Raw genomic sequence first — 20,533 nt, 5'->3', positions numbered from 1 at the left:
CCAAAGGTTCGCTTGGGCGTTTCAGTCACGGACCAAAGGCCCGTTGTCACAAGCGTCTATACGCGAACATTCTTGTCATGTCCGCTAAGACTTAGTCTTTCTTGCCCTTATCCACGTCAGACTTAATATTGCCTTGATCGGCGACATAACCTGCGGAACGGAGCACGTTGAGGGTGCCTGCACCAAAGCCTAGAAGGAGAAAGATGATCAACCCCCAAGGCGACGTGCCTGCGTAACGATCAACAAACCAACCAATCAGCGCGCCAACTATGATACCAGCGATAAATTCACTGGAGAGTTTCATGGCCTGCGCAACGGAACTGGAAGTTTCCGACCGCTCATCCTCGGAAGCCGGAGCTTTGAACATACCCTTTTTGGCCAATTCGGCTTCAAGGCGATTCAAACGCTGATCCAGCCCCCCGGAAACAGTTTTCCCGCCTGCACTCTTGCCTTCGCCGGGTGCTTTTCCCGGTTCAGTGCCGCTCGTCATTGGCAGCTCCTTTTTGCAAGAAACGCGGGCGTTGAAAGCCCATTTCCAAGTTGCGCGCAACATATTGACACACCGCCCGCTAGTCAAGGCAGTGAAGCAGTTGCTTCAAAAGGTTTTTTCTCTTGGAAATACAATAATTTAGCCACTGGTGCGACTCATTTTCCACCCAAAGGCAAAAATCACACAGCCATTCGGCCCAAAAATTGGAATCAAATTGGGCGTCGGTCAGCAGAGAGATTCATCAATCTGCACCTGTTTCGACCGGCATACGAAACAAATAAATGTGTGCGAAAGTGATTTTCCATGACGGGCTGTATCAGCTCCAACCGCCGCCATAAGTCCTGTAAAACACATGAAGTCCGATCTTGGTCATTTTCTTCATGGTTGGCGCCCAGAAAGGGCTGACATAGGTTGCATGATAATGCGTGGAAGAGCCAACATCCGGCAACCAGATGCGGCCTGCAGTCACCGTTTTGGCAACCTGCTGCGCCATGCGCCATTGCGGCATTTCGGTTACACGATGTTTCTGGCCGTCGCAGGCAAACGAAAACTGACAGGCATTCAACCAGTTGCGATTTTGATAAACAACGCCGCAGATGGTTCCTGGATAGGCGGGATTGCGCACCCGATTAAGCACAACCTGCGCGACAGCCACCTGCCCCTTGACCGTTTCGCCGCGCGCTTCGTAATAAACGGCCTCTGCAAGACATTTCTGTTCTTTTGCTCCAAACGACTCAGCGGGTAAAGGCGTTGCGGCCCAAGCATGATCCTGACTGCTGATTGGAGGCACAAACCGGCCTGCATCGGCCTCTGGCGTCAAAATGCTCTCAAATGGAGAGGTTTTGCCATAATCCGGCTTAGACGGCGCGTAGCCCAACGCGAGAACGTCGGGCTGATCGTTGTTTATAAGCTTTGCCAATTGAACAGGAATGTCACTTTTGGGCTTGGGCGGTTTGATCGCGTGGAACGCCATCGCAATCTCAACCTCCTTCCCTTCTATGCTGGACTTGGAGAAAGCCATCCGCGCATCGATCTTTTCGCGCGGCGCGGTGATCATGCTGATTTTTTCAAACATGCTGCCCGCGTTAAATGCACGCGCCGGTGCCTTCGGCTTGACCGAAACGATGCGGTCCGTTTTATCCGCGCGATTGATACGGTTTTCATCCGGGTTCGGGTCGTCAACGCCAAGCTTTGCGGTTTTGTGGCCACCCGAAAGCGCAACACGACCGATGCCCGGAACTTCAATGCCACCGCTGGAAATACTGCCGGTTACAGTCGTTGCGTCAACGAAAGGCATTTCCGCCTGATGAAGCGAGCCAACGGGTGCTTTGGCGACGAATGCCGTCCAGCGATGACCGGCAATATCAGCGCTCGGAACGAGGCTTGCCATATCCTGAAAGGCAATTGCATTGGAATTGAAAAGATAGGTGATTGCGGCCAGAACGAGCGGTACCATACGGTGTGGTTTGCGCACGACCTGACGTGGCTTGGCACGCACGGCGTAATAGCGACCATCCTCCGGACAATAGCCCGTCACCGGATAGTGCCATACCGGCTCGGCAACGGCCTTCGACCGGCCAAACAGCGCTCGTATGGAACCAAAACGCACCGCAAACTCCACTCGCAACAATTACTTAACTATAGCGAATAATGGAGCATTAACCTTGATGGATGGTTAACAGATTTTCGTTTACCCTTTGAAAATATTGATTAATTTTGAATTAACGCCAGACGCCGCTTGCTTGTTTTCATTTGCTTTTTTGAACCTCTAAACAACCAATGAGCGCAAGCTTCTCCCTTCGCGATCTATTCGGCGTAAAAAATGAATTTAAAATGCGCAGGCACAACCAACCCGCTTTAATTCGGCTTAACCGCCCAGCGTTGAATGTCGTCACTCTGGCCAATCAATGCCAGACCATTGGCAATCGAATCAAACTGATTCGAACTTGTAACCATTGCATCGGGGAAGCGCCGCTCGAAGGCCGTGCGAATGGCCGGCACGAAGGAAGTGCCGCCCGTCAGAAACACACGGTCGATGCCATCAAACGTCAGCCCGGCATTTTGCACGGCCTGCTCAACGGATTGCTCGATATTAGCCACATCGCTGGCAATCCAACTATCGAAATCATCGCGCGTGATAGCGGAACGAATTTCAAAATCATCGGCCTTGAAATGCAGTTCGGATACTTTTTCCGACGACAGGCGAACCTTGAGATTTGAGACGGCCCGATAAATTTCATAACCGTAGTCGTTTTCGATCAGATGAATGAAATGTTCAAGCGGCTCAGGATCAACTGCATTCTTGGCAAGATCGGTCAGTGCGCGAATAGTTGCGGGCGAATTCATCAGAAACAATGTGTTCCAGCGCGCGAAATTTGCATAATAATGCCGCGGTATCGGCAGGCGCTTGCCAAAAGATTTATATTCGCCATTTTTGCCAAGGAGCGGCGACACCGCATTGTCGATGATGCGATAATCAAATGTGTCGCCCGCAATGCCAAGACCTGTCTGGCTCAGCGGCGTGAAACTCAAACCATTCGCACCCACGTCAAAACGCACGATGGAAAAATCGCTCGTACCACCACCAAAGTCAGCGACCAGAACGGTGGATTGGGTTTTGAGTTCCTGTGCATAAAAATAAGCAGCCGCCACAGGCTCATAAACATAGTGAATGTCGGTGAAGCCAAAAGCACGGAACGCTTTTTCATAACGCTGCATGGCCAGGTCTTCGTCCGGCGATACTCCGGCAAAAATGACCGGACGGCCAATAATGACACGATTGCCCTTTGGAGGCAGGCGATCACCAAGGCGTGCTGCAACGGATTGAAGAAACGTTTCTAAAATATCTTCAAACTTGAAACGCTTGCCGAAGACCGGCGTATCGGTGAAGGATTTTTGAGCCGCAAACGTCTTGAATGATTGCAGCATACGCGTTGAATGCGGTGCATTCACAAAGGCATCCATCGCCCATGCCCCGCTTTCGCAGGTGCGCTCACCAGTTTCCCGATCCTGCCAGAAACAGAGAATCGAGCGGTAGCCGGTCATGTCGACGCCATCCTTTGGCACACTCAGCACAGCCGTCCTACCATCTGGCGAGGCCAGAGACAGAACAGTGTTCGTTGTACCGAAATCGATGCCCAGTGTAACGCCGTCAAACTGGCTCTGGCTAACGGTCGTCATAATCTGCCTCTGATGGTGGGGATTTTCAGGAGGCGGCGAAGTAGCAGACAGATAAGAGTTTCTCAAGTCACCAAAGACGAATAAGAGACAATCACAATGAATGAACCGAAGGAGCACACATGTCCCGCTTAGACGGAACGACTGCCATTTTAACAGGCGCCGCACGTGGTTTGGGTGCTGCTCTTGCTTTTTCCCTCGCCGAAGCCGGGTGTGATCTCGTGCTGTGCGGTCGCAACCTGAAGGCACTTGAAGAGACGGCCCATAAGATTGCGGCACATACGGGGTGCAAGGTGCAAACAGTGCAGGTCGATCTTGCAGACATGACAAGCGTGGCTGCCGCTATGGAAACAATCAAGGCGGACCACAGCTCTATCGATATTCTTATCAACAATGGCGCTATGTGGCTGGAAGACAGAGAGGACGAATATTCCATTGAGGAAGTTTCGGGCGTCATCAATGCCGCGGTAACCGGAACCTTTATGTTCACGCAAGGGATGCTGCCCCTTCTCAACGCGTCATCGCGCCCGGATATTGTCACCATCGGTTCGATCAGTGGCCTGCCAAATGCACCCTTACAAACAGTTTCGGTGCCGTTCTATGCTGCAAAGCGCGCACAGGCTGCACTGGCAGACGGACTACGGCAAAAGCTTGCCGGAACGCCAGTGCGTTCCATCATCGTGCACCCGCCCTACCTCGAAGACGCGTCGCCCCTGGAGGACAACTGGGAAGCCTCCGCCCATCGAAAAAAGGGACAGGCAGCCACAAGCCGCGATATCGTTGAATCTGTGCTCTTTGCGCTCACGCGCCCACGCCATGTCACATTGTCGATTACTGTCGACGCTGATGAGGGCGGCGTTTTCGGCTAGAACTTTAAATGCTCTGAGGACGCGTTTCCCGCAAAAAGAAAGCCCGGTTTCACAACCGGGCTTTCATTTATCTCTTCTTTTTTGCGCGACCCGCAAACGGATTGTCCGACGTCTTGAGCGACAGACGGATCGGCACGCCCGGCATATCAAATGTCTCACGCAGGCCATTGATGAGATAACGCACATAAGATTGCGGCATCGCATCAGGGCGTGAACAGGAGACCACGAAGCCCGGTGGGCGGGTCTTGATCTGCGTCATGTATTTGACTTTGAGGCGACGGCCAGAAACTGCCGGCGGTGGCTGGTGCGCAATAACGCCTTCAAGCCAACGGTTCAGACGACCCGTCGAAATGCGACGGTTCCAGATTTCATGGGTCTTGACGACATTCTCCATGAGCTTGTCCAGCCCCTGCCCGCGCTCACCGGAAATCGGCACAGCACGAAGGCCACGCACCTGTGGCAGAAGCCGCGCCGTCTTTTCGTAAAGATCTTCGAGAACCATCTGGCGATCTTCGATCAGATCCCATTTGTTGAACGCAATAACCGGCGCACGGCCTTCGCGGATGATCAGATCGACGATCTGCAAATCCTGCTTTTCAAAAGGGATCGTCGCATCAAGCACGATAATCACCACTTCCGCAAAGCGGATCGCACGAAGACCATCGGCAACCGAAAGCTTCTCAAGCTTTTCCTGCACGCGCGATTTACGACGGAGACCAGCCGTATCGTAAAGCTTGATATTGCGTCCGCGCCATTCCCACTCGACCGAGATCGAATCGCGCGTGATACCGGCTTCAGGCCCTGTCAGCAGACGATCTTCGCCAAGCATTGTGTTGATCATCGTGGACTTACCCGCATTCGGACGTCCAACAATGGCAATGCGCAACGGCTTGGTGGCATCATAATCCGGGATGATTTCCTCATCCGGGTCTTCAATATCATCGCCAATCAACTCACCAACGGCAGCCGGCGTGAAAGCCTCTTCCGCAGCTTCTTCTGCACGTTGATCGGCAAATGCACGCTCTTCGCCCAGAAGCGCGACAATTGCGTCACGCAAATCGGGCATGCCCTGACCATGTTCAGCAGAAACAGGACATGGTTCCCCAAGGCCAAGCTGGAAAGCATCATAGAGGCCAGTTTGCGCGCCCCTCGCTTCCGCCTTGTTTGCGACCAGCACAACAGGCCTGCCGGAACGGCGGACCAGTTCGGCAAAAGTGCTATCGGCTGGCGTCAGCCCGGCTTTCGCGTCAATGACGAAAAGAATGGCGTCAGCTTCCTGAATGGCAGCCTCCGTCTGGGCACGCATGCGCGCTTCCAGACTGTCATTGGCAGCATCTTCAAGACCAGCCGTATCAATGACCTGAAACTTCAAATCATAAAGCTTGGCATCATGAATACGCCGGTCGCGCGTGACACCCGGCAAGTCATCAACCAGCGCCAGCTTGCGGCCGACGAGGCGATTAAACAGGGTGGACTTGCCGACATTGGGACGCCCGACAATGGCGAGAGTGAAACCCATAGGTTCGTATTACTCCGAAATTGGTTTAGCTCAGCCCTGAGCTTCTGGCATTTTAATGCCAGCGCCGCGCATGAGATCAAGCATTGTATTGGCGCGCTGGCGGATGTTCGCCGGAGCCAGTGTGTCATTGGCAATCTGCTGGTAAAGTTTTGCGGCATCGTCGAAACGCTCCGCTTTCCATGCTGCCAGACCAAGGGTCTCACGCGCACTCGAACGCATTGGATTGCCGTCTGCCGAAAGCGTTTCAACGCGCTTTGCGACATCATCATAAGAACCAGAATCCACCAGCAGATAGGCTGCACGAATGCGCGCTATGTCGCGCATCGGCGCGGGAACTGCATTATCCGCTGCAACCGCATCAAAAGCCGTAACAGCCGCTGGCACATCACCCTTCTCCGCCAGCACAGAGGCAGCACGCAAACGCGCCAGTACCGGATAAGAGCCATAGCCTGTCTTTTCAAGATCATCGAGTGCGGCGATGGCTTCTTCGTTCTTGCCGGAAGCGGCAAGATCGAGAGCCGCCAGGAACTTATCGCCAGAGGCAGATGCCTTGCTCTCAGTCCAGTGCTTATAACCGACCCAGCCGGCTGTACCGATTACAATCGCAATCGCCGCGCCAATTAGAAGAGGGCCAAAGTTTTTCCAAACCTGCTTCGCCCGTTCCGAACGGAGCTCTTCGTTTACCTCGCGAATGAAACTGTCGTCTGCCATGGACCTGCCATTTTTTACTTGAGCGCTATGCGCATAAAGCCACGCTCTGAAAACTGTTGATCTTAATTTCTATGTTCAGGCGCTTTTAGTCGGAATTCGCGCCATATGTAAGACCCGTCAGCGAAATAAGCTGCACCTTACCCGAACAATCTGTATTTGTGTCCGAGCTTCGCCTTATTCAACACGTAGGAAGCAACCTTTCCCCCAAAGTGGCGTTCACTCTCTCATGCGTATTCTTTCTTCTGTCCTTGCTGTCACGGCCTCTTTTGCTTTTGTCACAAATCCGGCTCAGGCAGAAACCTCTAAGCCGCAATATGTGCTGATCTCTTTTGACGGCGCGCATGACAACAAGCTTTGGACCCGTTCACGCGAACTGGCGAAAAACAACAATGCGCATTTCACTTATTTCCTGTCCTGCGTCTTTTTGATGGAAAAGAAAAACCGCCGCGATTATCAACCGCCGCAAAAACGTGCCGGTGCATCCAATGTCGGCTTTGCTTTGAGCCATGATGAAGTTGTGACGCGCCTTGATAATATCTGGCAGGCGCACCTGGAAGGGAACGAAATTGCCAGCCATGGCTGCGGCCATTTTGATGGCACCAACTGGTCCACGGCCGACTGGGACAAGGAAATCAAAGAATTCCGCCGCATCACTGCCGATGCTTATAAGAATAACGGTATCGACGGCGAGCCCGAGGGCTGGCAAGAACTGGCGCGCCACGGCATAAACGGCTTCCGCGCGCCCTATCTTGCGGCATCAAAGCCCGTACAGGATGCATTGAAAGCCAATGGCTTCCGCTATCAAGCATCATCGATCACGCGTGGACCGGAACTGCCACAGATCACTGGGCAGTTTGCGTCTTTCGGTCTGCCGCTTATTCCTGAAGGCCCATCGCAGCGGCTTATCGTGGGTATGGATTACAATCTTTATGTCCGCCACTCCAAAGGCAAGGAAGCGCCCGCCCAGGCAGCTGTGTTTGAAGAACGTGCCTATAAAGCTTTCCGCACGGCCTTCGACAAACAGTATAATGGTGAGCGCATTCCCTTACAGCTTGGCTTTCACTTTGTGCTGATGAATGACGGGGCTTACTGGCGCGCCATGGAACGTCTCGTATCCGAGGTCTGCAACAAGCCTGATGTGAAATGCACGACATATAATGATTATCTCAACACAATCATCGCTCCGGGCGGCAGCGCCGCGCAGAGAAGATCGTAAAGATTATGACATCAGGCCGAGATTTTCCTGATCCAGCACCGGCAATGGCTCTTGATAAATCACCGCTTCAAAGCCACGCAGACGCTTATAGATCGAAAGAAGTTCGATAATGGTCGTCCATGAATTAACGAGATACTGGAACGACCCACGCACCTGATCAAATACATTGAGTATCTGGTTCATCAGGCCAAGCGTCAGCTTGCCCGCAACAATTGATGGCACCAGAATAAGTGTCGGAAAAATACTGTCAGCCTGCAAATAAAAGATACGGGCAACGTTGAAATAGACGTAGTGAAAGTAGAGCCGAAAATAATTCTGGCGGACACTGGAGAACAGTTCTCCCATCTTAAGCGGCTCGGCACGATGCGCATGATCTTCACCATAGACCAACTCCTTACGATAGGCCGCTTCCACGCGCTGATTGTTGAATTCCAGCCCCGGCAGTTTGATGCCGACCAGCGCCAGAAAGCCGGTGCCAAACAGCGCCCAGACAATTGCCGCCCATACCAGCGCATGCGGCACCAGCCCGATGATTGGCAACTCGCTCACCCTGTTAGAAAACGAAAACAACACCGGAAGAAACGCGATCAGCGTCATGATCGCCTTGATCAGATTGACGCCCAGCTGTTCAACGGTCGTAGAAAAGCGCATCGTATCTTCCTGAACGCGCTGCGCAGCGCCTTCGACCGAACGCAGTTTCGGCCAGTGGCTCATGTAAAAATCATTCATCGCCGTGCGCCAGCGGAAGATATAATGGCTGGTGAAAAACGCGCTCAGCACGCCAATGGTGACACCAACAAAGGCAATGCCTGCGAAGTCCACCATACTCCAGTAAAAATCAACTGCCTGCACCGAGCCGGGCGTTCCCAGCGCCTTCTGCACCATATCATAAAACGGGCCATACCATGCGTTGACCGCAACGCTGACCTGCACACTGAAATAGGTCGCAAACAGAATCAAAGCCGAACCAAGCACAGACCATCGCTGCCATGGATGCGGCGCAAACCATGACCAGACCGCATAGAATGCGAACACGGCGACAGCAAAATAGATATAAAACCAAAGGAAAGGCGCAGACCAGAAGAGGCTTGCGCCAATGATGGGTGCAACATCAGCTGCCGCCGGTGGCAAACCGATTAAACCTCCGAGTGCCGCACCACCTTCATACCAGCCAATAATGGCAAGCAGTGTCCAAACGAGCACGGATGAGAAGAACAGCTTAGGACGCGGGAAAAAGGATACGAACATTGCAATAGGTCCAACAAGTATGTTGGCTGCATAAGGCACCGATCCAAAACTGTTTACCAATTAAATTTTTTTAAGGTTTTCCATTACTTGGCAGCACGCCCAGCGGCGTAAGCAATGATCGCCGTCATCAGGAGGGCAAAGGCTGCAACGAGAGTGGGGACAGTGAACGAGCCAAAGCGTTGCGCCATGAAGCCTGCAATCAGCGGCCCTGCAATCTGTCCGATGCTGAAACAAACCGTCATCCTTGCAAGGGCACGCTTCGGCGACTGCGGTGCAAGCACACGCGCGGTCTGAAGCCCGAAGGCCGTTAGCGCCATAAAGGTTATGCCAAGCAATGCACCGCCAACCAATGGCCCCAAAGGTGGCGGAAGCAACACGCTTGCCGCCACGCCGAGAGCTTCGATCGCCGCAGTCAGCGCAAAAGCGATAAAGAGACCAAACTTCCGAATGGCAGGCGACCAGAGCCAGATCGAAGGTGCAGCGCATAATCCCGTCACAACCCACACGGCTGCTTCCATCAACGAGCCACCATCATTTGCCCGTACGATTGTGATGATGAACGTTGCCGTGATCACATAGCCAAAGCCAAAAATGCCATAGGCTATTGAAATCGCATTAAAAGCAAAGCTGCTTGGCAGTGCCGGTTCGCGCTTGCCATTGGCTCCGCCAACTGGCCCTTCCTTCACAAGCGCAACCACCAGAACAGCCATGACCAGACTTAAAATGGCAGCTCCAATCCAGTCGGCCCGCCAATCAAGTCCCGAAAACCGGATACCCGCAACCATGATCGCTGAAAGCGCAATACCTGCGCCAACCCCGCCAAAATGCAGCGCACCAAGCTCTGCCCGTTCGGCAATCGCTATATGGCTAAGCACGATTGTCGTGCCAAGAATCATCGTCACGGCGCTGATAAAGCCTGCTGCAAAACGAATGATCGAAAACGGCCAAACGCCATCAAAAAATGCCATCGCGGCACAGAGAACCGCACTGATGATCAAACCGGCAATGACGCTTTTGCGTTCAATCCCCGCTGACCAGCCATAGCCCGCAACCATTGCTCCCAACAGATACCCAACATAGTTGGCGGAAGCGATAAAGCCTGCATCTGCGGCATTAAAACCCACATCCACCATCATGCCGGGCAGGATCGGCGTGTAAATAAAGCGGCCGATCCCCATTGCCGCAATCATGGCGAAAAAGCCGCCAAAAGCGTAACGAAGAGCAATACGATGCGAATTTGTTTGGGAGAGTGCTTGATTCATAGCGCTGAAAATACGCTTTGGGTAATCGTGCACAACTGAATTTTTCTGATTGAGACAATCACTCGAATTGAGTTCAATTTTTCGGCATCCCGCAAAAGCAGCCTAACCGGCCTGTATATCCGGTCTGTTTTTTGGGGGGCGCGTTGGCACGCTGTCTGGCTGGCCTGAATGAAGAAAATGCAGCAATATCTCGTTCATTGATTGCAGCCGGAAAGCCGCATCCCGCCAACTGAAATCAATATCCTGCGGCACGGGTGAAAGGCGTTCAGGCGCGTCGCCCTCGCCCAGATTACAATTATGGATGACCGATTGAAGCGATTGTGAAATCCATTCGGGCGGCGACGCTTCCTTCTTACGAAGCGCATTACCGACGGCCTCTCCAAAGAGCAGAGCCGTTGCATAAAGGCGGATGCCGCGGCGATCATAGCGGCCTGCCATTTCACTGATCTCGCGCGCAACCAGCCGACCGCGCAAAGACCAGCGCGCGTTTGACCGGGCGAGCGCTATGCCATCCCCCAGCGCGTTGACCGCGCGTTGCGCCTGTGTAAACTGGTTGATTGCGCTCTGTGCGTGGATAACATCTTGTGTTTCCAACGCAATTGCCGACTTTTTGAGACCTTTCAGGATATTATCGACAAGTCCCCGCACGGCTCTGTCGATCAGGCGCACCGGATCGGGTGTCAACAATATCTGACTGAACAAAAGCCCGACACCCGCGCCCACCAGAACATCAATAAGCCGTGTCATTCCCGCGACCTGCGGCCCCATTGCCAGGACAAGAATAGCAGAAACGCCCGATTGAATGGCGATAGCCGGCGCAAGACCGAAGGTCGTTGCAATCACCATGGCGATGCAGGTGACAACACTCATATGCAGGACCGGAATCGTATGGGGCAGAAGCAGAGAAAACTCGCCCACCAGCACGCCAGTCGTCACACCTGCGATCACGCCAATCGCCTGTTTGCCATGATTGGGCAGATTGGGCGCAAGACAGATAACGGCTGTCACCATCGCGAAGAGAGGGCGCGGCTGCCCCAGCATCCACTGACAGATCAGCCATGCGACTGCGCCACCAACAGAGGCAATCAGCGCATCACGCCAACTCACTGACCATTGCTGAAAAATCTTCTCTATTCGCTGACGCATTTATTAACCTGCCAATTTATCCGTCACGCTGGAGATACTATCTATGACAGGTTTTGCGGTACTCAAGCCTTGAAGAATGCCTCATACTGATCCGGTTTGAACCCGACAGTCAGCGCGCCATTCCTCTCAAGCACCGGGCGCTTGACCATAGAGGGTTGTGCCAGCATGAGTTCACGCGCCTTGGCAGCATCGACATTGTGGCGCTGTTCTTCTGGCAGCTTACGGAACGTGGTGCCCGCACGATTGAGCAACTTTTCCCATTCGATGTCTTTCAGGAAACGGTCCAGCGTTGCACCATCAAGGCCGTCTTTCTTGTAATCGTGAAAAGCATAGTCAATGCCATGATCTTCAAGCCATGTGCGCGCCTTCTTCATGGTGTCGCAGTTTTTGATGCCGTAAATCGTGACGCTCATGTCCGAATCCTTCAAGTTTTATCCGATCAAAAGCTATCCGCAGCGGGGTTGCAACCCTCAATGTTTGAAGGCTGGCGCTCTCTTTCAAGCAGATCGCGCTTGCGTTCCACACCCCAGCGATAGCCGGACAATCCACCATCATTGCGCACAACCCGATGACAGGGAACCGCAACAGCAATCTTGTTCGCGCCACATGCCTGCGCCACGGCACGGATTGATTTTGGCGCGCCGATCATTTGCGCAAGTTCGGTGTAGCTCACTGTTTTACCAAACGGGATTTGCAGCAATGCCTGCCAAACCCGTTCCTGAAAAACAGTGCCACGCAAATCCAGTGGCAAATCAAGCCCAATACGAGGGTCTTCAACGAACCCGATAATTTGCGCAACATGATCCTCAAAATCCCGGTCCCCTCCGATAAGCTCGGTTTTGGGGAACCGGTCTTCGAGATTGCTGATCAGCGCCTCTGGCTCATCGCCCATCAGAATGGCACAAACACCCTTCGCACTTTCCGCAGCAAGAACCGCCCCCAGCGAAGACTGACCGACAGCAAAGCGGATTGTCTCATTCTGCCCACCGGATTTATAGGTCTTTGGCTTCATTCCCAGAACCTTGTCCGATGCTTCATAGAAGCGGCTTGATGAATTATATCCAGCTTCATAAATGGCGGCTGTCACGCTTGCTTGCGGCGTTTCAAGGGCTGAACGGATTTTTCGCCCGCGCTGCGCATCCGCATATTCTTTGGGCGTCAGTCCGGTGAAGGCTTTGAAAAGACGGTGAAAATGCGAAGCACTGGCACCAACTGCGCGCGCTATTTCGTCAAGGTCCGGTATTTCTTCCGCAATATCGATATAGTGACATGCGGCTGCAATCATATCAGCATGACGGGCATTGTTCTGTGCATCAAGCGTTGCTGGCAGATTGGGTTTACACCGTATGCAGGGACGAAATCCTGCGCGTTCCGCGGCCTCTGCCATGTCAAAAAACTGAACGTTTTCACGTTTTCCACGCCGTGAAGGGCACGACGGGCGACAATAAACGCCCGTCGTGCGTACGCCATAAAAAAACTCGCCATCCGCAGCTTTGTCGCGTGTGAAAACTTTGTGCCAGCGGCTTTCATCCGTGTCATCGTTGAGCGTTGGCGTGCATGTCATCAGGTTCATGTCCATTGATCCTTCTTACTATGAAGGAAATCTAAAGCCTTACAAGACTGACAACACTCCGCTGCTTACTTTCAAATTCATCAGCCCCTACGAGCCTGTGCAATTGCATCGATCAGGCCCTGCTTTTTCATCACGCCGCCATAGAGTCTGGTGCCGATCACAAAAGACGGCGTGCCACCGAAATTAAACGCCTCGCCCTGCTCCATGTTGCGCTCAAGGATAGCATCGATCCTTACGGCATCTGCCTGATATTGCGCTTCAAGTTTTTTCGGATCAAGACCGGCCTTTCTAAGAGCCTCGTCCGTCTGATCTTTGCTCAAACGCCCTGTCGTTTGCATCATGGCTTCCATTGCCTTGACATAGGCGCCGGATTTTTCTGCTGCCAGAACCAGCCGTGCTGGATAGGCAGAATTATCGCCAAAGATAATCCAGTCTTTAAGCACCAGCCGCACTTTGCCATCGTTTTCAACAACGCGCATCAGTTCAGCATGTCCTCGCTTGCAGTAAGGGCACTGGTAGTCGAAATATTCGACAATGGTGACATCGCCATGAGGATTGCCGAGCACCGGGATATCTTTGTCATAAAGCACATCGGCCACGCTCGGCATGCTTTGCGCAAAACTTCCGCCACCAGAAATGGCAATCGTCGCGGCTCCTGCTGCCGTTGCAGCAAGCATCTGGCGGCGATTTATCATCAGCTTTCTCCCTGAGACGATTGAGCCTTGTTGAGAACAACAACACGGCTTCCGTTGGAAACCCGTTTGTGAAGATCGATAATATCCTGATTGAAGAGACGGATACAGCCAGACGAGGCCGCCTTGCCAATTGACCATGGCTCGTTGGTACCGTGGATACGGTAAAGCGTATCCTTGCCATCACGATAGAGATAAAGTGCGCGTGCACCGAGCGGATTGCGGATACCGCCTTCCAGGCCCTGGGCATGTTTTGCATAATGTTCGGGGTTACGCTTGATCATGTTCTGCGTTGGCGTCCAGCGCGGCCATTGAGCCTTATAGGCGACCTCTGCGTCACCGCTGAATGTCATTCCGGCACGCCCGACGCCAACGGAATAGCGCATGGCCTTGCCGCCCGGCTGCACCAGATAGAGATAGCGCTTATAGGGATCGACGATAATCGTGCCAACCGGATGCGTGGTCTGATAATCGACCTGCTTACGAAGATTTCTTTGCGCTATTTTGCTCAGATCAAGTGCCGCAATATGATTTCCACGATCGGTGACCGCGCCATACATGACTTCATATTCGCTTTTCGCCGTCTGTATCTCAGGCTCAACGACAGGCGCAGCACGCACCGGCTCAGGCGCGAGGGCCACGGGTTGCGGCATGGTGACGGGAATCGGCCTGTCTGTGGGAACGCTTGTGCACGCCGCAAGAGCCAGTGGTAAAAAGCCGACCAGGATCATTCGCGCGTATGACAGGCACGTTCTTAGCTTCGCAGTGCATAAATTCAATTTCTCAAACCCCAATATCGCTGTCCCCAAAACATGCCGGCCTTCATAAGCTGAAATTTTATTTAAATGAACAAGTAGATTATAAAAAGCCAATGATCGCGTCACCTTAAGGCAACCTTAAGCTGGCGAAGCGAAAGCTGGCTCAAAATCAGTCAACACTGAAACAGGGACGACTATGCGTATTCTGGTGGTTGAAGACGATGCACTCCTGCTCGACGGCCTTACCGTGGGGCTGGGATTGGCCGGCTTCACCGTGGATGCCGTTGCAAGCTGCGGCGACGCCGAAGCAGCCCTTGCAACGCAGAACTACAACGCAATTGTGCTCGATCTCATGCTGCCAGACGGTTCCGGTCTTGATGTGTTGAAGTCGATGCGGCAGGCACGGGATCAAACGCCGGTGCTGTTGCTAACCGCCCGCGATCAGGTGCCGGAACGCATTGCAGGGCTTGATGCGGGTGCGGACGATTATGTCGGCAAGCCGTTTGATCTTCATGAGCTTGCAGCGCGCGTGCGCGCCATTGCCCGGCGCGGCGCGGGTCGTGCCAGTGCCACGCTTGAATGGCAGGGCGTTGAACTTGACCCGGCGGAAATGTCAGTGCAATTCAACGGTGAACCGCTTCGCCTGACGCGACGCGAATTCTCTATTCTGCGCACATTGATGGAGCGGCCAACCGCAACCGTTTCCAAGTCATCGCTTGAGGAAGCACTTTATGGCTGGCAGGAAGAGGTGGAGAGCAATGCGGTCGAAGTGCATATTCATCACTTGCGCTCGAAGCTCGGTTCAGCCTTCATCGAAACGGTGCGCGGCGTTGGCTACAGGCTCGCGGGAGCACAAACATGAATTCCATCCGCAGCCGTCTGACGGGCATATTGATCGGGATCACCTTTCTCGTCTGGGTGTTTGCGGTCATCTGGATTCATGTGAGCACGGAAGCAAGGCTTGAAAAAGTACTGGATGCGCGCCTCATGGAAGCAGCCCGCATGGTTAATTCGCTGCTGACCGAGCGGCGTGTTGAAGTCGCGCCCGATGGAAATGGCGGACAACTTTCGCTCAAGCCCTTGCCCGATTTTCCGCTCTATGACCGTCAGCTTTTCTGCCAGATATGGGCTATCGATGGAAGGCTGGTTGGCCGCTCGGAAAGTGCGCCCGGCGCCCGCCTGACCAACGTGGCGAACGGATTTTCGGATACGGTTGTTGCAGGCGACCGTTGGCGGGTTTTTGCCGTGGAAAACACGCAGCTTGGTTTGCGTGTCATGGTCGCCGATAGCCTCTCGGTCCGAGAGCGCCTCGTGCAAAATGTGGTGGCCGGTGTTGTTCTGCCTGCCCTCCTCTTGCTGCCCATTCTTGCCATCCTGATCTGGCTGTGCGTGCGACGCGGACTTAATCCGTTGAGCCGTCTTGCCAGCACGTTGTCGAAGCGCGACGCGCGCGATTTGCATCCTCTGCCAGAAGAAAAGCTGCCTTCCGAAATCGCACCCGCAGTGTCCGCTTTGAACGATCTTTTCCATCGCGTGGAAGAGGCGCGCGAACGCGAGCGCAATTTTGCAATTTTTGCCGCGCATGAACTCAAAACCCCACTGGCGGGCCTCAAGACACAGGCGCAGATTGCAGAGAGTGCCAAAGATGACACCATGCGTCTCAAGGCAATCCGCCAGATTGCGTCAGGTGTTGATCGCACGAGCCGCCTCGTCAGCCAGCTGCTTGACCTTGCGGCCCTGGAAACAGGTGACGAGATGGTGAGGCCCACGCCCGAACCCGCCTGTCAGTTGCTGGTTTCTATCTCGACCGACATGCGTATGCTTGCGGCAAATCGCAACGTGACGATTGAGCTTCCCAATAATCTTCCGCTTGTGACAATGGAATATCCGCATCTCTTCACGCTTGCCATGCGCAATCTGATTGAAAACGCCGTCAACCACTCACCGGAAGGCGGGTCTGTGCGATGCAACCTTCAGCGGGATGACGACAAGCTTGTGCTCACTGTCGAGGATGATGGTCCCGGTATTGCGCCTGAAGACATGGCACATGTGACCGAACGCTTTTATCGCGGCTCGAACAGAAGTGAGAATGGCAGCGGTCTGGGGCTGGCTATTGTGAAAATGGCAACAGCCCGTATGGGTGGAAAAATGCAGCTTCACAATCGCCCCGAAGGCGGCTTGCGCGCTTCACTGATTATCCTAGCACAATAATCCGAAATCAAAAATTTTAATCGAATCAAATAGCTATTTCTCACGCTAAAAAAGCTATTCCTCTCGAAACGCCCAATTCGTCGCATCCCAATCAAGTGCTATTTGATTTAGATCAATGACACGCAACCGTGGAATGCCGATAGAAGGGCTATCGCTATAGCTGTCGTCACTTGGACACTTGGGCAGCTTCTGACTTGCGCTGCGAGGGGATTACATGAACTACGCCGCTGGAACAGTCCTGTCTGGTCTGGGAGCACTTTTTGCTGTGCTTCTGGCCGGATTTTCTCATGATGAGCTGTTTAGAATCCACATGTGGATTCTGTTCGCAACACTTGCCATCTTCACCATTCTTTTGATGCGTAATGCCGATTACGGCCTGACGCCAAAGAAAGTCGATCAGTCCACCTATATGGATGGGCCGATCCGTTATGGCGTCATCGCAACCGTGTTTTGGGGTGTGGCCGGCTTTCTCGTCGGCGTGCTTATCGCAGCACAGCTCGCCTTCCCGGATCTCAATCTGCAACCCTATTTCAACTTTGGCCGCCTGCGTCCGCTGCATACATCGGCAGTGATCTTTGCCTTTGGCGGCAACATCCTGATCGCCTCGTCGTTCTATGTCGTGCAGCGCACCTGTCGCGCGCGCCTCATCGGTGGCGATCTGGCCTGGTTCGTTTTCTGGGGCTATCAGCTTTTCATCGTGATGGCAGCAACCGGCTATCTGCTCGGCATCACGCAATCGCGCGAATATGCTGAACCGGAATGGTATGTCGATGTCTGGCTCACCATCGTTTGGGTCGTCTATCTCGTCGTCTTCCTCGGCACCATCCTGCGACGCAAAGAGCCACATATCTATGTGGCAAACTGGTTCTACCTGTCGTTCATTATCACCATCGCCATGTTGCACATCGTCAACAATCTGGCGATTCCGGTCTCCTTCCTTGGCGTGAAGAGCTATTCGGCTTTCGCAGGTGTACAGGATGCAGTTACCCAATGGTGGTATGGCCATAACGCGGTGGCGTTCTTCCTGACCGTGCCGTTCCTCGCCATGATGTACTACTTCGTGCCGAAGCAGGCGAACCGTCCGATCTATTCTTATCGTTTGTCGATCGTGCACTTCTGGTCGATTATCTTCCTCTACATCTGGGCCGGCCCGCACCATCTGCATTACACCGCTGTTCCCGATTGGGCGCAGACGCTCGGCATGGTGTTCTCGATCATGCTCTGGATGCCGTCATGGGGCGGAATGATCAACGGTCTGATGACGCTTTCGGGTGCATGGGACAAGGTCCGTACTGATCCGATCATCCGTCTGATGGTTGCAGCGATCGCCTTCTACGGCATGGCAACCTTTGAAGGTCCGATGCTGTCGATCAAGGCTGTGAACTCGCTGTCGCACTACACCGACTGGACGATTGGTCACGTTCATGCGGGTGCGCTTGGCTGGAACGGCATGATCACCTTTGCTGCGGTCTACTACCTGACGCCAAAGCTGTGGAATCGTGAACGCCTCTATTCGATCCGTATGGTCAACTGGCACTTCTGGCTCGCCACACTCGGCATCGTGCTCTACGCCTCTGCTATGTGGGTTTCCGGTATCCAGCAGGGTCTGATGTGGCGCGAATATGATAGCCAGGGCTTCCTCGTTTACTCGTTCGTCGAAACCGTTGCAGCCATGTTCCCTTACTACGTCATTCGTACAATGGGCGGCGTTCTCTATCTCTGCGGTGGATTGGTTATGGCCTGGAACGTCTATCAGACCATTCGCGGAAATCTGCGCAAGGAAGCCCCTATGGGCGGTGCGCAGCCTGTGGTTGACGCAACCATGCAGCCAGCGAAATAAGGAGTGTGATTGATGTCTTTTCTGAAAAACCACTCCAAACTGGAGAAAAACGCAACGCTGTTGCTGATTGCCTCGCTGGCCGTCGTAACTGTGGGCGGCATCGTGGAAATCGCACCGCTGTTCTATCTCGAAAATACCATCGAGAAGGTGGAAGGGATGCGTCCCTATTCACCACTGGAACTGGCAGGCCGCGACATCTATGTGCGTGAAGGCTGCTATCTCTGCCACAGCCAGATGATCCGCCCATTCCGCGATGAAGTGGAGCGTTATGGCCATTACAGTCTGGCAGCAGAGTCTATGTATGACCATTCGTTCCAGTGGGGATCGAAGCGCACGGGTCCAGACCTTGCGCGCGTCGGTGGTCGCTATTCAAACGAGTGGCATGTGCAGCATCTGGTGCGCCCGCGCGACGTGGTGCCGGAATCGGTCATGCCGAATTACGGCTTCCTGCTCAACACCCCGCTCAAGATCACTGATATTTCGGCGAACCTCAAAGCTAATGCTGCCGTCGGGGTGCCTTATAGCCAAGAGATGGTCGATAACGCGGTTGCCGATCTGAAAGCACAGGCTGAGCCGGACGCTGATACGACCGCCCTTCTTGAACGGTATCCAAAGGCGAAAGTTGGCGACTTTGACGGCAACCCACAGGTCATTTCGGAGATGGATGCATTGATTGCCTATCTCCAGATGCTCGGCACGCTCGTTGACTTCTCGACCTACGACCAGTCCCCCAAAGCACGATAAAGCGGAGAATTAGCCATGGATTACAACACCCTGCGCACTTTCGCCGATAGCTGGGGCCTGCTCGCGATGGCTCTGTTCTTTGTATTCGTGGTGCTTTTTGCTTTCCGTCCGGGAAGCAAAAAGAAAGCCGATGATGCGAAGGAAATTCCATTCAAGGACGACAAAAATGACTGACAAAAAAATTGATGAAGTCAGTGGCGTAGAGACCACCGGACATGAATGGGACGGCATTCAGGAACTCGACAACCCCATGCCACGCTGGTGGCTGTGGACATATTACGCAACCATCTTTTGGGCATTAGCCTATGTCATCGCCTATCCGGCATGGCCACTGATCTCAAGCTCGACGGCTGGTCTCACTGAATGGTCGAGCCGCGGTGACTTCTGGAAGGAAAATGCCGAGATCGCATCTGAGCGTCAGGGCATCATGGACCAGATCAATGCGAAAGACGTCAATGAGATCATCGCTGACGAAAACCTGCGCCAATATGCGATTGCAGGCGGCGCAGCAGCGTTTCGCGTGAACTGCGTTCAGTGCCATGGCACAGGTGCACAGGGCGCTCCCGGCTATCCGAACCTCAATGATGACGACTGGTTGTGGGGTGGTTCGGTAGACGACATCCTGACGACCATTCGCCATGGTGTGCGCTCGCCCGATGACAGCGAAACCCGCATTTCGGAAATGCCTGCCTTTGTCGATGTGCTCGAACCAGAGCAGATTCGCGATGTGAGCGCCTATGTGGTCAGCCTTTCCGGCACGCCACACAATCCGGACATGGTCCCGGCAGGCAAGCAGGTCTTCGCTGAAAACTGCGCGGTCTGCCATGGCGCAGATGCAAAGGGTCTGCGTGAATTCGGCGCGCCAAACCTCACCGATGCCATCTGGTTCTATGGTTCAGGTGAAGACGCGATTGCAAAGCAGGTGGCTCGTCCAAAGCATGGCGTGATGCCCGCATGGGAAGCACGCCTCGGCGACGCGACTGTCAAGCAGCTTGCCATCTTCGTTCACTCTCTGGGTGGCGGCGAATAACAAATACTGGCCCCGGCAACGGGGCCAGCCAGCTAAAAATGATGCCC

The 20,533-nt window shown here is 53.7% G+C and carries 20 protein-coding genes; 8 read left to right on the top strand and 12 right to left on the bottom strand.

The window, feature by feature from the left end:
* Positions 1 to 91 precede the first annotated feature (91 nt).
* The 3 genes from OPR82_RS03405 to OPR82_RS03395 all read right to left on the bottom strand — a co-directional run bounded on the left by OPR82_RS03405 (position 92) and on the right by OPR82_RS03395 (position 3,670).
* Complete coding sequence (locus OPR82_RS03405) at positions 92 to 490, bottom strand: AtpZ/AtpI family protein (RefSeq protein WP_265983033.1); 399 nt, start codon at positions 488 to 490, stop codon at positions 92 to 94.
* Positions 491 to 806: 316 nt separating this feature from the next.
* Positions 807 to 2,099, bottom strand: coding sequence for a cell wall hydrolase (locus tag OPR82_RS03400; RefSeq protein ID WP_265983032.1), 1,293 nt, complete (start codon positions 2,097 to 2,099; stop codon positions 807 to 809).
* 248 nt (positions 2,100 to 2,347) lie between these two features.
* Complete coding sequence (locus tag OPR82_RS03395) at positions 2,348 to 3,670, bottom strand: Hsp70 family protein (RefSeq protein WP_265983031.1); 1,323 nt, start codon at positions 3,668 to 3,670, stop codon at positions 2,348 to 2,350.
* Between the two features lie 119 nt (positions 3,671 to 3,789).
* On the opposite strand from OPR82_RS03395, the gene OPR82_RS03390 reads away from it, so the two are divergent.
* Positions 3,790 to 4,536: an SDR family oxidoreductase gene (locus OPR82_RS03390; RefSeq protein ID WP_265983030.1), complete on the top strand. Its 747-nt coding sequence runs from the start codon at positions 3,790 to 3,792 to the stop codon at positions 4,534 to 4,536.
* 67 nt (positions 4,537 to 4,603) lie between these two features.
* Here OPR82_RS03390 and der read toward each other — a convergent pair whose 3' ends face one another.
* Complete coding sequence (gene der / locus OPR82_RS03385) at positions 4,604 to 6,055, bottom strand: ribosome biogenesis GTPase Der (protein WP_265983029.1); 1,452 nt, start codon at positions 6,053 to 6,055, stop codon at positions 4,604 to 4,606.
* Positions 6,056 to 6,085: 30 nt separating this feature from the next.
* Positions 6,086 to 6,766 (bottom strand): tetratricopeptide repeat protein, encoded by a 681-nt coding sequence (locus OPR82_RS03380; protein WP_265983028.1) that lies wholly within the window; start codon positions 6,764 to 6,766, stop codon positions 6,086 to 6,088.
* A gap of 226 nt (positions 6,767 to 6,992) precedes the next feature.
* Between OPR82_RS03380 and OPR82_RS03375 the strand changes: the two genes are divergently transcribed.
* On the top strand, positions 6,993 to 7,982 hold the full coding sequence (locus OPR82_RS03375) for a polysaccharide deacetylase family protein (protein ID WP_265983027.1): 990 nt from the start codon (positions 6,993 to 6,995) through the stop codon (positions 7,980 to 7,982).
* A 3-nt stretch (positions 7,983 to 7,985) separates the two neighbouring features.
* Here OPR82_RS03375 and sbmA read toward each other — a convergent pair whose 3' ends face one another.
* The 7 genes from sbmA to OPR82_RS03340 all read right to left on the bottom strand — a co-directional run bounded on the left by sbmA (position 7,986) and on the right by OPR82_RS03340 (position 14,634).
* Positions 7,986 to 9,230: a peptide antibiotic transporter SbmA gene (sbmA, locus tag OPR82_RS03370; RefSeq protein WP_265983026.1), complete on the bottom strand. Its 1,245-nt coding sequence runs from the start codon at positions 9,228 to 9,230 to the stop codon at positions 7,986 to 7,988.
* A gap of 83 nt (positions 9,231 to 9,313) precedes the next feature.
* Complete coding sequence (locus tag OPR82_RS03365; protein WP_265983025.1) at positions 9,314 to 10,492, bottom strand: YbfB/YjiJ family MFS transporter; 1,179 nt, start codon at positions 10,490 to 10,492, stop codon at positions 9,314 to 9,316.
* Positions 10,493 to 10,594: 102 nt separating this feature from the next.
* Positions 10,595 to 11,638 carry an FUSC family protein gene (locus OPR82_RS03360; RefSeq protein ID WP_265983024.1) on the bottom strand — a complete coding sequence of 348 codons (1,044 nt, stop codon included), beginning with the start codon at positions 11,636 to 11,638 and terminating at the stop codon, positions 10,595 to 10,597.
* Positions 11,639 to 11,700: 62 nt separating this feature from the next.
* On the bottom strand, positions 11,701 to 12,051 hold the full coding sequence (locus OPR82_RS03355; protein WP_265983023.1) for an ArsC family reductase: 351 nt from the start codon (positions 12,049 to 12,051) through the stop codon (positions 11,701 to 11,703).
* Positions 12,052 to 12,077: 26 nt separating this feature from the next.
* Positions 12,078 to 13,211: a bifunctional DNA-binding transcriptional regulator/O6-methylguanine-DNA methyltransferase Ada gene (gene ada / locus OPR82_RS03350; RefSeq protein WP_265983022.1), complete on the bottom strand. Its 1,134-nt coding sequence runs from the start codon at positions 13,209 to 13,211 to the stop codon at positions 12,078 to 12,080.
* Positions 13,212 to 13,291: 80 nt separating this feature from the next.
* Positions 13,292 to 13,906: a DsbA family protein gene (locus OPR82_RS03345; protein WP_265983021.1), complete on the bottom strand. Its 615-nt coding sequence runs from the start codon at positions 13,904 to 13,906 to the stop codon at positions 13,292 to 13,294.
* Positions 13,906 to 14,634, bottom strand: a complete 729-nt coding sequence (locus tag OPR82_RS03340; protein ID WP_265983020.1) for a L,D-transpeptidase — start codon at positions 14,632 to 14,634, stop codon at positions 13,906 to 13,908. Before OPR82_RS03340 ends, OPR82_RS03345 begins: the two co-directional genes overlap by 1 nt.
* A gap of 223 nt (positions 14,635 to 14,857) precedes the next feature.
* Here OPR82_RS03340 and OPR82_RS03335 point away from each other — a divergent pair, with 223 nt between their 5' ends.
* The 6 genes from OPR82_RS03335 to ccoP all read left to right on the top strand — a co-directional run bounded on the left by OPR82_RS03335 (position 14,858) and on the right by ccoP (position 20,486).
* Positions 14,858 to 15,523, top strand: a complete 666-nt coding sequence (locus tag OPR82_RS03335) for a response regulator (RefSeq protein ID WP_265983019.1) — start codon at positions 14,858 to 14,860, stop codon at positions 15,521 to 15,523.
* Positions 15,520 to 16,872: an ATP-binding protein gene (locus OPR82_RS03330; RefSeq protein ID WP_265983018.1), complete on the top strand. Its 1,353-nt coding sequence runs from the start codon at positions 15,520 to 15,522 to the stop codon at positions 16,870 to 16,872. Before OPR82_RS03335 ends, OPR82_RS03330 begins: the two co-directional genes overlap by 4 nt.
* A gap of 214 nt (positions 16,873 to 17,086) precedes the next feature.
* Positions 17,087 to 18,712, top strand: a complete 1,626-nt coding sequence (gene ccoN / locus OPR82_RS03325) for a cytochrome-c oxidase, cbb3-type subunit I (RefSeq protein WP_265983017.1) — start codon at positions 17,087 to 17,089, stop codon at positions 18,710 to 18,712.
* 12 nt (positions 18,713 to 18,724) lie between these two features.
* On the top strand, positions 18,725 to 19,456 hold the full coding sequence (gene ccoO / locus OPR82_RS03320) for a cytochrome-c oxidase, cbb3-type subunit II (RefSeq protein WP_265983016.1): 732 nt from the start codon (positions 18,725 to 18,727) through the stop codon (positions 19,454 to 19,456).
* A 15-nt stretch (positions 19,457 to 19,471) separates the two neighbouring features.
* Complete coding sequence (locus OPR82_RS03315; RefSeq protein WP_265983015.1) at positions 19,472 to 19,630, top strand: cbb3-type cytochrome c oxidase subunit 3; 159 nt, start codon at positions 19,472 to 19,474, stop codon at positions 19,628 to 19,630.
* Positions 19,623 to 20,486 (top strand): cytochrome-c oxidase, cbb3-type subunit III, encoded by an 864-nt coding sequence (gene ccoP / locus OPR82_RS03310; protein WP_265983014.1) that lies wholly within the window; start codon positions 19,623 to 19,625, stop codon positions 20,484 to 20,486. The genes OPR82_RS03315 and ccoP overlap by 8 nt, the downstream gene beginning before the upstream one ends.
* Positions 20,487 to 20,533: the final 47 nt, after the last annotated feature.

This window comes from Ochrobactrum chromiisoli, assembly GCF_026241335.1.
Classification (GTDB): Bacteria; Pseudomonadota; Alphaproteobacteria; order Rhizobiales; family Rhizobiaceae; genus Brucella; species Brucella chromiisoli.
This window is presented reverse-complemented; position numbering and strand designations above follow the sequence as displayed.